This is a genomic window from Cupriavidus sp. FW306-01-F10A (assembly GCF_058782785.1).
Genome location: NZ_JBYSYA010000010.1, coordinates 54,556 through 67,522, shown reverse-complemented (window position 1 = coordinate 67,522; position 12,967 = coordinate 54,556). Strand labels below are relative to the sequence as shown.

Genomic DNA, 12,967 nt, shown 5'->3' with positions numbered 1-12,967 from the left:
CCACAATCCGGGCCCAAAATCAGCGAGACTTCCCGCCCCCGGGAACGCCCCCCGCCTCTCCGTGAAAGGAAAACACATCATGCTGATCACCTTCAAATCCCACGCCGCGCAGGACCTGATCATGATGAAGGATCTGGCGATGACGCTGCTGGGCATCATCGGCAAGCGCCTCGGGGAACGAGGGGTGATCACCGTAGAAGAGCTTCCAACCGCGATCCACAAGCTGGAAGCCGCGGTCGCCGATGCCAAGACCCATCCCGCCAGCTCGGCCGTCGAAGCGGACACCGGCAACGACGAAGACGAGGAAGAACCGCTGCACCTGGGCCAGCGCGCCTACCCGTTCCTGGACATGCTGCGTGCCTCCCAGCGTGAGGGCGCCAATGTGATGTGGGGGGTGTGACGGAAACAGGCACAGTTGCGTGCGGCACGGATCGCCGCGCGCCCAAAAAAACGCCCGGCACCGCAGTGGGCTGCCGGGCTTCCGGACGAGGGTTCCGGAAAGGGGGGAATCCCTTGCAGGACCCGCCAGGTGTGGCAGGCGGATCCTGGTATCGGTCTGGTGGCTAGGGGCGGGCCTACTCCTCCTCTGAATGGCGCCGGCCATTGGCCAGCAGCAGCCCGATCAGCGCCCCCACGGCCGCCGCGATCGCCACAGCCTTCAACGGCGACTCGGCCACGCGGTGCTGGGCGTGCTCTACCGCACCATCCATGCGCTCGCGGGCGCGCATCATGCCGTCGGTGGTCTGGGCGCGCAGCCGATGGGCCATGTCGGTGGCCCGCTCGCGCAGGCGCTGCCCGGCGCGCACGCTCTCGGCAGAGCCCTCGCGCGCCAGTACTTCGATGGTGTGCTCCAGCTGGGCGATCAGCGCCTTGACCTCGCCGGATACCGGCGCTGCCGCATCGCGCGTGTCGCGCGCAGCATGCCTGATGTGGCGGATGGCACTGTCGGCACTGTCGGACAGGTGGTTCAGTTCCTTCCTGACTTTCGGGTTCTGCGTCAGCATACGGTCTCCTCAGTTTCGGTCGGCGGTGGCGGGAAACGGCTCGCGGCCGGTGTCATCGCCCCCTGCGGACCAGGCCCATCACCGCGGCGACCAGCGCCACGACCAGGAAGATGAAGAACAGGATCTTGGCGATTTCCACGGCGCCGGCGGCAATTCCGCCGAAACCGAAGATCGCGGCGATCAGGGCGATGACGAAAAATACGAGTGCATATTGCAGCATGGCTAGGCTCCCGAAGCAATCGGACCAGGCCAGGCGCACTGGCCGGGCCCATGTGAGGGCTTGCGCCAAGGGGTGCAAGCTCATAGCCTCATCGTAGAAAGCCAGCCCGCGCACCAATACTGACAGCGAGCCGATTCCGCTGTCAGCCGAGTCCTACAAGCACCCGGACAAGGCCCGCGCGGGCCCGCTTCAAGGTTGACCCATGGCGATCGATGTGATTCCATGGGCGCTCCCTGGCGCTGCGGCGGGCGAGCGGCGCGCCTTCACTAAACAGGAATTGCCCATGTTCAAGCAGTCCTTTCTCCCCCACACGCTGCTGCTGGCGGGCGGCATCCTGCTGACGCTGGCGGTGCTGGTGGCGTCGGAAACCGGCAATATCCGCCTGCGCGAAAGCTATACCGACGTGATCCGCTCGCAGCGCGTGCAGACCGAGCTGGCCGCGCTCAACGGCGAGCTGGTCAATGCCGAGGCCGGCCAGCGCGGCTTCCTGCTGACCGGCAAGGAAAGCTACCTGGAGCCGTACTACAAGGCCCTGCCGCGCATCGCCGAACTGATGGCGCAGATCCGCGCCGGCTATGCCAACGATCCCGAAGGCCTGAAACAGTTCAGCGACACCTCCAAGCTGATCAACAGCAAGCTCAACGAGATGGCGCTGACGCTGGTCTACGGCAAGCGCGACCTGGAAGTGGCGCTGGACCTGATCCGCACCGACTACGGCAAAGAGACCATGGACAACGCGCGCCGCGGCCTGGACCAGCTGCAGGCGCGCGAGGCCGGCGCGGTCTCGCACCGGCTGGAAGGCGCCGAGAACGACGTGCAGCTGTCGCGCTACGGCATCGGCCTGCTCACCGCCATCAACATCATCCTGATGATGGCGGTGGGCGTCGGCCACGCCAAGCGCCTGTCGATGGCCGAGGCGGTGCGCACCCAGCTGGAAGAGGAAAGCGTGCGGCTGGACCGCAAGGTGCGCGCACGCACGCGCCAGCTGTCGGCGCTGGCCGCCCACCTGCAGCGCGTGACCGAGGACGAAAAGACACGCCTGGCGCGCGAACTGCACGACGAACTGGGCGCCATCCTGACCGCGATCAAGCTGGACCTGCACTGGGTGCGCCGCAAGGTGCAGGAGGACCATCCGGTGGCGGCCGAGCGCCTCACGCGTGTGATGCTGCACGTGGACCAGGGCATCCAGATCAAGCGCCGCCTGATCGAGGACCTGCGCCCCACGGTGCTGCTGAACCTGGGCCTGCGCGCGGCGGTGTGCCAGCTGGTCGAGGAAGTGGGGGCGCGCAATGACTGGGAGACCAATGTCAGCGTGCCGGAAGACCTGCCGCCGCTGCGCGACGAGGCCGCGATCGCGCTGTACCGGATCGTGCAGGAATCGCTGACCAATGCCAGCAAGTACTCTGAAGCCAGGCACATCGATGTCAGCCTGGCCTGCCAGGACAACCTGCTGACGCTGACCGTGCGCGACGACGGCAAGGGCCTGCCGGCGGACTTCGACGCCGGCAGCACCGCCGGCCACCACGGGCTGCTGGGCATGGAGCAGCGCGTCACCGCGCTGGGCGGCAGCATGCAGATCGATTCCCTGGCACAGGCGGGCGTGCGCATCCGCATCGAGGTGCCGCTGACGGACGCGGTGCTGGCGCCGGCAGAGGCGCCGGAAAACCAGGAGCCGGCGCGCGCCTGACGCGCACCGGCAGGCAGGGAATGTGATGGGCTGGCGCGGCTCAGGGCGCCGGCGCAGCGTGCTCCTCGATCACGCGGAACACCTGCTCGAGCTCGAGCGACTTGTCGAAGAAGTAGTCCGCGCCGGCCTCGGCGCACTGGCGGCGGTACATGCTGACCTGGGCGTGGTTGGTGTAGACGATGCGCACCGCGCCGGTGCCGTTGCGCTGCATCGCGCGCAGCACATTGATGCCGTTGCCCTGGCGCAGCTGCAGGTCGACGATGACCACATCGTACTTGCCGGCGGCGAGCAGCCGCAGGGCCATGGCTTCGGTATCGGCCCAGTCCACGTTCTCGATGAAAGGGAAATCCTTCAGGTATTCGAGCAGCATGCCTCGCAGGACCGCCGAGTCTTCAATCAGCAGTATGCTCAGCGCCCGGTAGGAAGTGTTCGAAGCCTGCTCCGACATGTTATGTATTGCTGGTCCTCGTCCGGTGCGGCCCATCGCGGGCTGTCATTCGACCAGGCCGTTCTTGATGGCGTAATAGGTCAGGTCAGCGTTGGTCTTCATGCCCATTTTCTCGAGAATACGGGAACGATAGGTACTGACGGTCTTGACGCTGAGAAACAGTTCGTCGGCAATCACCGACACCGACTGCCCCCGCGACAGCTTGCAGAATATCTGGAACTCGCGCTCCGACAGCATCTGGTGCACCGGCTGCTCGGTCGGCTTGTCGAGCCCGCCGATCAGCAGGTCGGCCACGGTGGCGCTCACGTAGCGGCGGCCCTGGGCCACCGTGCGGATGGCCTTGACCAGGTCGTCCGGGGCGCTTTCCTTGGTCAGGTAGCCAGAAGCGCCGGCACGGATCAGGTTGATCGCGTACTGGTCTTCCGGGTAGGTCGACAGGATCAGGACCGGCAATTCGGGCTTGCGCTGGCGGATCAGCTTGAGCACGTCGATGCCGTTGCGGTCGGGCATCGAGATGTCCAGCACCAGCACATCGAATTCGGCATCGCGCAGCTGCGCCATGACCTGGTCGCCGCTTCCGGCCTCGCCTGTCACCTGGATGTCGGGCTCTTCGGAAAGGAACTGGCGCAGCCCGGCACGCACAATCTCGTGATCGTCAGCGATCAGGATGCGGATCATGTGGGCTCCACTGGGTTGAACAGACCGGCACATGCCCGGTGCAGTCGGGTGCAGGCGGAACCGCTTGCGTTGATTGTCATTGTAGTGCCGCGCGCGGGCGCGGGCTGTCGGTGTCAGGCTGACATGATGCGCGGACAGAACGCGTGCACGGCACATGGCGCGCCGGCTCGCCGCGCACAAACGCAAAGCGGGACGGAGGTGATCCGTCCCGCTTTGCTGCGGCGCGTCAGTGCTGAAACTTCCTGGAGGGCGCTGGCGCCGCCGGCACCGGCATGAGGCTGAGGCTAGTCGCTAGTGGCCAGTGACTGTGGACCAGCGCGGCACGTTACTGCGCCTTGGCACCCGCGTCGGCGCCGGCGCTGACGCCCACGCTCGCGTCGGTCTTGGCCTTCTTGGTCGACTTGGCGGCGTGCTTGTCATGCTTGTCACGCTTGGACTTGCTGCCGGCGTCTGCCTTGGCGCCGGCGGTGGCGTCGGCGGCGGTGCCAACCCCCTTGTCGACGGCCGCGCCGGCGGTGGACAGGCCCTTGTCAGCGGCGGAGCCTGCTGCCGACAGACCCTTCTCGGTGGCCGCGCCCGCGGTCGACAGACCCTTTTCGGCCGCGCCTGCGGCACCCGTGGCGGCGCTGCCGGCAGTGTTCAGGCCACCCTGCGCTGCAGCGGCGGGAGAGGGTGTGGTCACCGATGCGCCAACATCGGCCTTCGTGCCAACGGAAACGCCGGTGCCTTGGGCCATGGCCAGCGAGGAAGCGGCAGCGATCGACAGAGCGGACAGGGAGAGCAGCAGTTTCTTCATGGACAGACTCCTTTCAGGATGCCCCACGGCGAAACATTCGCCGCGGTGATCACGCTGGTGATTGCGTGTATCGAGCCCTCAGTCTAGGGAGCCGGGCTGCGCCGGTCTGTGAGGAGTTGAAAGGCTCTGTAAGGAGTTGTGAGGCGCCTGCCACGCCGCCCCGGCACGGCTTTGCCGCCCGCCTGCAGCGGTTTTCCCTGCTGCATCAATGGGCTGGCGGCGGGGCCATGCCGCCGCCCCCGCCGCCCTGCCGTCGCACCCGGTTACAGGTTGGGCGCCAGCGCGCGCTCCAGCGTGGCGCGGTCCTCGTGGCGGCGCGCCGCCATGTCGTCGAGCTGGTCCTGGCCGATCTTGCCGATGGAGAAGTAGGTCGACTGCGGATGCGCCAGGTAGAAGCCGCTCACCGAGGCGGCCGGCGTCATCGCCAGCGACTCGGTGATGCCCATGCCGATCTCGGCCGCGTCGAGGAACTCGAACATCGGGCCCTTGACGGTGTGCTCCGGGCACGCCGGGTAGCCAGGCGCCGGGCGGATGCCGCGGTACGACTCGGCGATCAGCTGCTCGTTGCTGAGCTGCTCGCCGGCGTCATAGCCCCACAGGTCCTTGCGCACGCGTTCGTGCAGGCACTCGGCAAAGCCTTCGGCGAAGCGGTCGGCCAGCGCCTTGAGCATGATCGCGCTGTAGTCGTCATGGTCGGCTTCGAACTGGGCTTCCTTCTTCTCCACGCCCAGGCCCGCGGTAACCGCAAACAGGCCGACATAGTCGGCGATGCCGCTGTCCTTGGGCGCGACGAAATCCGCCAGGCAGCGGTTGGGGCGGCGCACGCCGTCCACCACCGGGCGCTCGCTCTGCTGGCGCAGGTTGTGCCAGGTCAGCGCGACCTTGCTGCGGGTCTCGTCGGTGTAGATCTCGATATCGTCATCGTTGACGGTATTGGCCGGCAGCAGCGCGATCACGCCGTTGGCGGTCAGCCAGCGGCCCTGGATCAGGCGCGACAGCATGGCCTTGCCGTCCGAGAACACCTTGCGCGCCGACTCGCCGACGATCTCGTCGTTGAGGATGTCGGGGAATTTGCCGGCCAGGTCCCAGGTCTGGAAGAACGGGCCCCAGTCGATGTAGTTGGCCAGTTCCGCCAGGTCGTAGTTGCGGAACACGCGCCGGCCGATGAACTTGGGCCTGGGCGGCACGTAGCTGCTCCAGTCGATCGGGGTCTTGTTGGCGCGCGCCTGCGCCAGCGTCACCATCGGCGTGGCCTTCTTGTTGGCGTGCTGGGTGCGGATGCGGTCGTAGTCAGTCTTCAGCTCGTCCAGGTACCTGGTTGCGCCTTCATCCGACAGCAGGCTCGACGCCACGCTGACCGAGCGCGAGGCATCCGGCACGTACACCACCGGGCCTTCGTAGTTGGGCGCGATCTTGACCGCGGTATGCACACGCGAGGTGGTGGCGCCGCCGATCAGCAGCGGGATCTTCTTCACGCGGAAGTAGTCATCGCGCTGCATTTCCGAGGCCACGTAGGCCATCTCTTCAAGCGACGGCGTGATCAGGCCCGACAGCCCGACGATGTCCGCGCCCTCGACCTTGGCGCGGGCCAGGATCTCGTTGCACGGGACCATCACGCCCATGTTGACCACTTCGAAGTTATTGCACTGGAGCACCACCGACACGATGTTCTTGCCGATGTCGTGCACGTCGCCCTTCACCGTGGCGATCACGATCTTGCCGCGCGCCTTGACGTCGCCGCCGGCCTCGGCCAGCAGGCGCTTCTCTTCCTCGATGTAGGGCAGCAGGTGCGCCACCGCCTGCTTCATTACGCGCGCGCTCTTGACCACCTGCGGCAGGAACATCTTGCCCGCGCCGAACAGGTCGCCGACGATGTTCATGCCGTCCATCAGCGGGCCTTCGATCACCTCGATCGGGCGGCCGCCGCGCGCCTCGACCTGCTGGCGGACCTCTTCGGTGTCTTCGACGATGAAGGTGGTGATGCCATGCACCAGTGCGTGCGCCAGGCGCTCGCCCACCGGCACCGGCTGCTCGGGCGTGCCGCGCCAGGCCAGGTTTTCTTCCTTCTTCGCGCCGCCGCCCTTGAAGCGGTCCGCGATCTCCAGCAGGCGGTCGGTGGAATCTTCGCGGCGGTTCAGGACCACGTCTTCCACGCGCTCGCGCAGCTCTGGGTCAAGCTGGTCATACACGCCGAGCTGGCCGGCGTTGACGATGCCCATGTCCATGCCCGCGCCGATGGCGTGGTACAGGAACACGGTGTGGATCGCCTCGCGCACCGTGTCGTTGCCGCGGAACGAGAACGACACGTTGGACACGCCGCCGCTGACCTTGGCGTACGGCAGGTTCTGCTTGATCCAGCGCGTGGCCTCGATGAAGTCCACCGCGTAGTTATTGTGCTCCTCGATGCCGGTCGCGACCGCGAAGATATTCGGGTCGAAGATGATGTCTTCCGGCGGGAAGCCGACTTCATTGACCAGGATGTCGTAGCTGCGCTTGCAGATCTCGGTCTTGCGCTGGAAGGTGTCGGCCTGGCCTTTCTCGTCGAAGGCCATCACCACCGAGGCGGCGCCATAGCGGCGGATCAGCGCGGCGTGGTGGCGGAACTGTTCCTCGCCCTCCTTGAGCGAGATCGAGTTGACCACGGGCTTGCCCTGCACGCACTGCAGGCCGGCCTCGATCACTTCCCACTTGGACGAGTCGATCATGATCGGCACGCGCGCAATGTCCGGCTCGGAGGCGATCAGGTTCAGGAAGCGAACCATGGCGGCCTTCGAGTCCAGCATGGCCTCGTCCATGTTGATGTCGATGATCTGCGCGCCGTTCTCGACCTGCTGGCGGGCCACCGCCAGCGCCTCGTCGAACTGACCGTTCAGGATCATGCGCGCGAAGGCCTTGGAGCCGGTCACGTTGGTGCGCTCGCCGACGTTGACGAACAGCGTGTCGTCGTCGATGGTGAAGGGCTCGAGGCCGGACAGGCGCATCGGGCGCGGGGGCAGTTGGTTGTCGCTCATGTTGTCAGGCTCCGGCTCAGGCGGCGTCGCGGTACTGGCCGGGCCAGGTGCGGGGTTTCTTGTCGGCCACGCGCTCGGCGATGGCGGCGATATGCTCGGGGGTGGTGCCGCAGCAGCCGCCCACCAGGTTCACCAGGCCGGAAGCGGCGAATTCTTCCACTAGCGACGAAGTGACTTCCGGCGTTTCGTCGAAGCCGGTGTCGCTCATCGGGTTCGGCAAACCCGCGTTCGGGTAGCACGACACCGCGGCATCGCACACCTTGGCCAGTTCGGCGATATAGGGGCGCATCAGCGTCGCGCCAAGCGCGCAGTTCAGACCGATCGTGATCGGCCGGGCGTGGCGCAGGCTGTTCCAGAACGCTTCCACGGTCTGGCCCGACAGGATCCGGCCCGAGGCATCGGTCACGGTGCCGGAGATCATCACCGGCAGGCGTTCGCCGGTGTCCTCGAACAGCTGGTCGATGGCGAACAGCGCCGCCTTGGCATTGAGCGTGTCGAAGATGGTCTCGACCAGGAACACGTCGGCGCCGCCTTCCAGCAGGCCCTTGCCCTGTTCGTAGTAGGAATCGCGCAGCTCTTCGAAGGTCACGTTGCGCGCGCCCGGGTCGTTCACGTCGGGCGAGATGCTGGCGGTCTTGGGCGTCGGGCCGAAGGCGCCGGCGACAAAGCGCGGCTTCTCCGGCGTGCTGTACTTGTCGCAGGCGGCGCGCGCCAGGCGCGCGGCCTCGACGTTCATCTCGTACGCCAGGTCCGCCATCTTGTAGTCTTCCTGCGCCACGCCGGTGGCACCGAAGGTGTTGGTCTCGATCAGGTCGGCGCCGGCGGCCAGGTACTGCTCATGGATCTCGCTGATGACCTGCGGGCGCGTCAGCAGCAGCAGCTCGTTGTTGCCCTTGACGTCCACCTTGTGTTCCGCGAAGCGCGCGCCGCGGTAGTCCGCCTCGGTCAGCTTGTAGCGCTGGATCATGGTGCCCATGGCGCCATCCAGGATCAGGATGCGTTCTTGCAGCAGCCGGGGCAACTCGGCAGCCCGGGTGTAGGGGCGCGGCGCGGCCGCGGTGGATTCAGGGGCACTCATGGCGGGGACTCTGGAAAGGCGGGCCTGCGGCGTATCCATGGCTGGATCGGCGCCGGGCCGCTGCTGTGGCCTATGCTGGCCAAAGAGGGACGATTTTATCAGGTGTATCAAGGCCTTGCGGCTGCCCGCGGTGGCCCGCGGTTGCCTGTCCGGCCCGCTGGCGCCTACACTGAGAGACGTAACCGTCACCGCCCCAGGGCGCGCCTCGCGCTGCCCCCTTCCTTGCCCGCCATGCAACATCTCTCCCCCGCCGACGCCCAGGACCTGCTGGCGCAATCGCCCGAGACGCTCTTTATCGACTGCCGCAGCGAGATGGAATACCTGTTCGTCGGCCATCCCAAGGGCGCGCACAACGTACCCTGGAACGATGGCCCGGACTGGGAGGTCAACCCGCATTTCGTGCAGATGGTGAAGAAACTGGCGGGCCAGGCATCGGCGCGGCCGGTGCTGCTGATCTGCCGCAGCGGTAACCGCTCGTCGGCGGCGGCGCGGGCACTGGAGGGCGCGGGCTTCTCCAACGTCCAGTTCGTGCTGCACGGCTTCGAGGGCGACCTCGATGCGCAGCGCCACCGCAATACGGTCAACGGCTGGCGCCATGACGGGCTGCCGTGGGAACAGTACTGAGCGCGGCCGCAGCGCCCGCCACCAACAAAAAAGCCCGCCGAAGCGGGCGGTGATCGTTCCAGGCAAAGCCGCTCAGTGCATCACCAGCGGGTGCATCATGACGTTGTCGAACTTGCCGAGAAAATCGTCGACTTCCTCCACGGATGGCTCGCTTTCAATCAGGCGTTTGACGTCGGCGCGGAAGCTCTCGGCCAGGTGGCCGCCGAGGAAGATTTCGCGCTTCAGATTCTTGTCGACGATTTCGTAGCCACCAAACTCAAGCGGCGCCTGATCGACATCCGCACCGAATTCCACGATGCAGTAGTTGTCGCTGTTGTAGATCATTTGCATGGCACACCTCCTGGGCGTCATGGATGGGCGGCATGCCCTTGTGGTTCTTGCCTCAGTTGATGCCTTGAGGGGGCGCCGCGGCTTTACCTCCAAACTTGGGGTGACCAGCGGGAAATCAAGTTATTGGTGCGGGTCACCTCGTTGCCACGATTTTCTGCCTTACATGGATTGGGCATCGGCCAATGCAACAAGTTTCTTGAGCCTTCCACATCAGTGTGTTGCTTGTCACGGAACGTCGCACTGCCCCCCGCATGCGGCATTCCCAAGAAAGGCGTCCAGCGCGGCGTGGAAGCGCTCGGGCTGCTCCACGTGCACCAGGTGCGCCGCTTGCGGCACGACCTCGAGCCTGGCTCCGGGAATCGCCGCGGCGATGCTCTGTGCCATCGCCACGGTTGCGCCCTGGTCCTGCTCGCCCGCTACTACCAGCGTAGGACAATGAATGCGGGAAAGCGCGCCGGCAAGGTCAAAAGCCATGATTGCCTCGGCCACACCCACGTATCCACGTACCGGCGTGGCCACCAGACTGTCGCGAATGCGCGACACCTGGTCGCGATGCGCCTCATGGAAGGCCGGCGTCAGCCAGCGCCCGAGGGTGGCATCGGCCATGCCGGCCATGCCATGGGCCTCGGCCTGGCCGATGCGGTTGTGCCACATCGGGTGCGCCTCCATCGGGGTCTGGCTGTTGGTGGCCACCAGCGCCAGCGACAACAGCCGTTCGGGATGGCGCAGCCCCATGGTCTGCCCGATCATGCCGCCGACGGAAATCCCGCAGAAATGCGCCTGGGAGATCTGCAGCGCGTCCATCACCGCGACCACGTCGTCGGCCAGCCGCGTCATGGTATAGGGCCCGAGCGGGGCGTCGCTGGCGCCGTGGCCGCGCATGTCAGGGCGCACCACGCGATAGCGGCCCGCCAGGTGCTGCGCGGTGGCGTCCCACAGCGTGTGGTCGGCAGCCAGGGCGTGGACCAGGATCACCCAGGGCCCGTCCGCCCCGTCCACGCGCACGTGCAGGTCGGCGCCTTCGGCGTGGATGCGGTGGGTTTCGGCGGGTGGCGTGGCAACGGTCATGGCTGGGCTCCTTTCGGTTAGATGGTGCGTCGGGAGGCGCGCGCCGCGGTCCTACTGCCCTTCCCTGCCGCGGTACACCAGGTCGATCTGGGTGCCGTCGGGCTCGGTCTGGCGCAGGCGCACCGGCATCCAGCCGAGCGACTGCGCCAGCCACAGCTCGACGCGGCGCCTGTCATTGGCACGGCGCTGCAGCCTCACAAAGTGCTTTGCGCGTATCACGCCGTTGCCGGTGTCGATCTCGTCCTCTCCAACATACTGCACTTGCATGGGTTCCACATCCCGCGTGTCGGCCACAAGGAATGCTTCCGTCACTCCGGGGGTGGCATATCGCTGGGGATTGCCGCGCACCAACCCCACCAGTTGCAGGAATACGCTGAAGCGGTCCTGCGCGCCGGGCGGGAACGGCGCCTGCGTGCCCGAGGCAAACACCGCGGTACCGGCCGCGGCATCGAATCGCGAGGTCTCGGTCTTGTTGCGGCGGCGCTCTTCGTAGCGTTCCGGCAACAGCCCCTGCACCGCCATCGCGCCGCCGCTCTGGAAGGCAAAGCGGAACCACAACACGCGGGTTTCGACCGCCAGACGGTAGCGGCTGCCGTCCTGCTCCCAGCGGATCAGGCCGTCGGGGTTCTGCACGCCGTTGACGAAGCTGGCGTAGTGCATCGTCGCCGACGGCGGCGGGTCGTAGCGCACGCCATCGACGCCGCCCTGCGGCCCGCCGGACGGCGCGGCTGCGGCGGCAGGCTTGGCCGCGCTGCCCTCGCCGCCGCTGCCCGAGGCCATTTCGGTCGCGCCCTGCGGGCTGGTGGCGAGCGGGGGAGCGGGGGCTTCCTGCGGCGCGGGTTCCGGGGCCGGCGCGGCCGCCCTGGGCTGCAGGCGCGGGCGCGGCACCGGCCGCGGCGCGGGTGGGGCTGGCGGCCTGGGCGGCGGCAGCAGCACCGCTTCCAGCGTGGGCGTGTTGCTGACATCCACCGGGATCAGCGGCCCCGGCATGCGCACGAAGCCCACCACGGCCAGCACGTGGACCAGCAGCACCAGGGCGATCACGATGATCCAGCGCCGCCGGCGCCAGACGCGGGGATCCGCGCCGGGCCGGGCGAGGGGATCAGGATTGGCCGGTTTCTCCGGCCGGGGTGGCTGCACCAAGGTAGCCAAGTTCCGATGAGAGCTGTTGGGCGATGTCGCGGATGCGACGATCCATCGTACCGCCCCATTCTGCATCGAATATGCTCTGCGCGCCCAGCACGATCAGCCCCATGGCCAGGTGGCCGTTGGCGTTGAACACCGGCATCGAGAACGCATTGATACCCGGCAGCACGCCGCCGAGCGTACGCGCCGCGCCATGCGCGCGCACCTCGGCGCAGATCGCGTCGTATTCGGCCAGCGAGCGCGGCATGTCGGGCAAGCCGTCATTGCCGCGAGCGCCCAGCTCGCGTTCGATCAGCGGCAGGGTCTGCTTGCGCGGCAGGTAGGCGCCATACAGGCGCCCGGTGGCGGAGTTCAGCATCGGCATCACATCGCCCAGGCGCAGGCTGACGGTGACGGGATGGCTGGATTCCTCCCAGTGCACCACGGTGGGACCGTGGTTGCCCCACACGGCAATGCCGGCGGTCAGGTCCAGTTCGTCGCGCAGCTGCGACAGGATCGGGCGCGCCTTCTTGACCGGATCGAGGCGGTTCAGCCCGGCCAGGCCCAGCTGCAGCGCGAACGGGCCCAGGTCATAGCGCCCGCTGACGGGGTCCTGCGCCACCGCGCCCAGCCGCATGAAGCTGACCAGATAGCGATGGGCCTTGGCCGGGTTCATGTCGGCGGCGGCTGCCAGGTCGCGCAGCATCATCGCGCGCGGCGACACCGCCAGCGCCTGCAGCAGCCTGAAGCCCACCTCGATGGACTGGATGCCGGAACGCAGCTTGGTGTCTTCTTCTTCGATCTCTGACATGCGGCGGATGGTTGGCTATCCCCAGGGGCCGGGGAAATTCGTAGGTAAATTTACTATAGCGAAATCGATTTACCAATTTTTAAGCCA

Annotated in this window: 14 protein-coding genes; 3 read left to right on the top strand and 11 right to left on the bottom strand. The window is 66.9% G+C overall.

Annotated elements, in window-relative coordinates; translation table 11 throughout:
* The first annotated feature begins 79 nt into the window (after positions 1 to 79).
* Positions 80 to 400, top strand: a complete 321-nt coding sequence (locus tag AC3WLF_RS16320) for a DUF1840 domain-containing protein (protein ID WP_035820355.1) — start codon at positions 80 to 82, stop codon at positions 398 to 400.
* A gap of 175 nt (positions 401 to 575) precedes the next feature.
* On the opposite strand, the gene AC3WLF_RS16315 is transcribed toward AC3WLF_RS16320, so the two are convergent.
* Together AC3WLF_RS16315 and AC3WLF_RS16310 are read right to left on the bottom strand one after the other, a co-directional pair.
* The gene (locus tag AC3WLF_RS16315; protein ID WP_492320765.1) at positions 576 to 1,004 is read right to left on the bottom strand and encodes a DUF883 family protein; all 429 of its coding nucleotides are present in this window, start codon (positions 1,002 to 1,004) and stop codon (positions 576 to 578) included.
* A gap of 52 nt (positions 1,005 to 1,056) precedes the next feature.
* Positions 1,057 to 1,224, bottom strand: coding sequence for a DUF1328 domain-containing protein (locus AC3WLF_RS16310; RefSeq protein ID WP_010812883.1), 168 nt, complete (start codon positions 1,222 to 1,224; stop codon positions 1,057 to 1,059).
* 283 nt (positions 1,225 to 1,507) lie between these two features.
* Here AC3WLF_RS16310 and AC3WLF_RS16305 point away from each other — a divergent pair, with 283 nt between their 5' ends.
* Positions 1,508 to 2,911, top strand: a complete 1,404-nt coding sequence (locus tag AC3WLF_RS16305) for a sensor histidine kinase (protein WP_492320766.1) — start codon at positions 1,508 to 1,510, stop codon at positions 2,909 to 2,911.
* A gap of 40 nt (positions 2,912 to 2,951) precedes the next feature.
* On the opposite strand, the gene AC3WLF_RS16300 is transcribed toward AC3WLF_RS16305, so the two are convergent.
* The 5 genes from AC3WLF_RS16300 to AC3WLF_RS16280 all read right to left on the bottom strand — a co-directional run bounded on the left by AC3WLF_RS16300 (position 2,952) and on the right by AC3WLF_RS16280 (position 8,922).
* Complete coding sequence (locus tag AC3WLF_RS16300; RefSeq protein ID WP_035820351.1) at positions 2,952 to 3,359, bottom strand: response regulator; 408 nt, start codon at positions 3,357 to 3,359, stop codon at positions 2,952 to 2,954.
* A gap of 45 nt (positions 3,360 to 3,404) precedes the next feature.
* Entirely contained in the window at positions 3,405 to 4,037 is a 633-nt protein-coding gene (locus tag AC3WLF_RS16295) for a response regulator (protein ID WP_010812886.1), read from the bottom strand.
* A 325-nt stretch (positions 4,038 to 4,362) separates the two neighbouring features.
* Positions 4,363 to 4,833 (bottom strand): hypothetical protein, encoded by a 471-nt coding sequence (locus AC3WLF_RS16290; protein WP_492358501.1) that lies wholly within the window; start codon positions 4,831 to 4,833, stop codon positions 4,363 to 4,365.
* Positions 4,834 to 5,096: 263 nt separating this feature from the next.
* The gene (gene metH / locus AC3WLF_RS16285) at positions 5,097 to 7,844 is read right to left on the bottom strand and encodes a methionine synthase (RefSeq protein WP_492352925.1); all 2,748 of its coding nucleotides are present in this window, start codon (positions 7,842 to 7,844) and stop codon (positions 5,097 to 5,099) included.
* 16 nt (positions 7,845 to 7,860) lie between these two features.
* Positions 7,861 to 8,922 (bottom strand): homocysteine S-methyltransferase family protein, encoded by a 1,062-nt coding sequence (locus AC3WLF_RS16280; RefSeq protein WP_316152324.1) that lies wholly within the window; start codon positions 8,920 to 8,922, stop codon positions 7,861 to 7,863.
* A 231-nt stretch (positions 8,923 to 9,153) separates the two neighbouring features.
* Here AC3WLF_RS16280 and AC3WLF_RS16275 point away from each other — a divergent pair, with 231 nt between their 5' ends.
* Positions 9,154 to 9,546, top strand: coding sequence for a rhodanese-like domain-containing protein (locus AC3WLF_RS16275; protein WP_010812890.1), 393 nt, complete (start codon positions 9,154 to 9,156; stop codon positions 9,544 to 9,546).
* Positions 9,547 to 9,618: 72 nt separating this feature from the next.
* Here the strand turns inward: AC3WLF_RS16275 and AC3WLF_RS16270 are convergent, their stop codons facing one another.
* From AC3WLF_RS16270 to AC3WLF_RS16255, 4 genes are all read right to left on the bottom strand, one after another.
* Positions 9,619 to 9,876 carry a BTH_I0359 family protein gene (locus tag AC3WLF_RS16270; protein WP_010812891.1) on the bottom strand — a complete coding sequence of 86 codons (258 nt, stop codon included), beginning with the start codon at positions 9,874 to 9,876 and terminating at the stop codon, positions 9,619 to 9,621.
* A 225-nt stretch (positions 9,877 to 10,101) separates the two neighbouring features.
* The gene (gene pcaD / locus AC3WLF_RS16265; protein WP_492320770.1) at positions 10,102 to 10,944 is read right to left on the bottom strand and encodes a 3-oxoadipate enol-lactonase; all 843 of its coding nucleotides are present in this window, start codon (positions 10,942 to 10,944) and stop codon (positions 10,102 to 10,104) included.
* A 51-nt stretch (positions 10,945 to 10,995) separates the two neighbouring features.
* Positions 10,996 to 12,087, bottom strand: coding sequence for a DUF3108 domain-containing protein (locus AC3WLF_RS16260; protein WP_492320771.1), 1,092 nt, complete (start codon positions 12,085 to 12,087; stop codon positions 10,996 to 10,998).
* Complete coding sequence (locus tag AC3WLF_RS16255; RefSeq protein WP_492320772.1) at positions 12,047 to 12,880, bottom strand: IclR family transcriptional regulator; 834 nt, start codon at positions 12,878 to 12,880, stop codon at positions 12,047 to 12,049. The genes AC3WLF_RS16260 and AC3WLF_RS16255 overlap by 41 nt, the downstream gene beginning before the upstream one ends.
* Positions 12,881 to 12,967 lie beyond the last annotated feature (87 nt).

Bases quoted from the DNA above. Each gene is read 5' to 3' on its own strand.
- AC3WLF_RS16320 (WP_035820355.1), top strand. From the start codon at position 80: ATGCTGATCACCTTCAAATCCCACGCCGCGCAGGACCTGATCATGATG.
- AC3WLF_RS16315 (WP_492320765.1), bottom strand. From the start codon at position 1,004: ATGCTGACGCAGAACCCGAAAGTCAGGAAGGAACTGAACCACCTGTCC.
- AC3WLF_RS16310 (WP_010812883.1), bottom strand. From the start codon at position 1,224: ATGCTGCAATATGCACTCGTATTTTTCGTCATCGCCCTGATCGCCGCG.
- AC3WLF_RS16305 (WP_492320766.1), top strand. From the start codon at position 1,508: ATGTTCAAGCAGTCCTTTCTCCCCCACACGCTGCTGCTGGCGGGCGGC.
- AC3WLF_RS16300 (WP_035820351.1), bottom strand. From the start codon at position 3,359: ATGTCGGAGCAGGCTTCGAACACTTCCTACCGGGCGCTGAGCATACTG.
- AC3WLF_RS16295 (WP_010812886.1), bottom strand. From the start codon at position 4,037: ATGATCCGCATCCTGATCGCTGACGATCACGAGATTGTGCGTGCCGGG.
- AC3WLF_RS16290 (WP_492358501.1), bottom strand. From the start codon at position 4,833: ATGAAGAAACTGCTGCTCTCCCTGTCCGCTCTGTCGATCGCTGCCGCT.
- metH (WP_492352925.1), bottom strand. From the start codon at position 7,844: ATGAGCGACAACCAACTGCCCCCGCGCCCGATGCGCCTGTCCGGCCTC.
- AC3WLF_RS16280 (WP_316152324.1), bottom strand. From the start codon at position 8,922: ATGAGTGCCCCTGAATCCACCGCGGCCGCGCCGCGCCCCTACACCCGG.
- AC3WLF_RS16275 (WP_010812890.1), top strand. From the start codon at position 9,154: ATGCAACATCTCTCCCCCGCCGACGCCCAGGACCTGCTGGCGCAATCG.
- AC3WLF_RS16270 (WP_010812891.1), bottom strand. From the start codon at position 9,876: ATGCAAATGATCTACAACAGCGACAACTACTGCATCGTGGAATTCGGT.
- pcaD (WP_492320770.1), bottom strand. From the start codon at position 10,944: ATGACCGTTGCCACGCCACCCGCCGAAACCCACCGCATCCACGCCGAA.
- AC3WLF_RS16255 (WP_492320772.1), bottom strand. From the start codon at position 12,880: ATGTCAGAGATCGAAGAAGAAGACACCAAGCTGCGTTCCGGCATCCAG.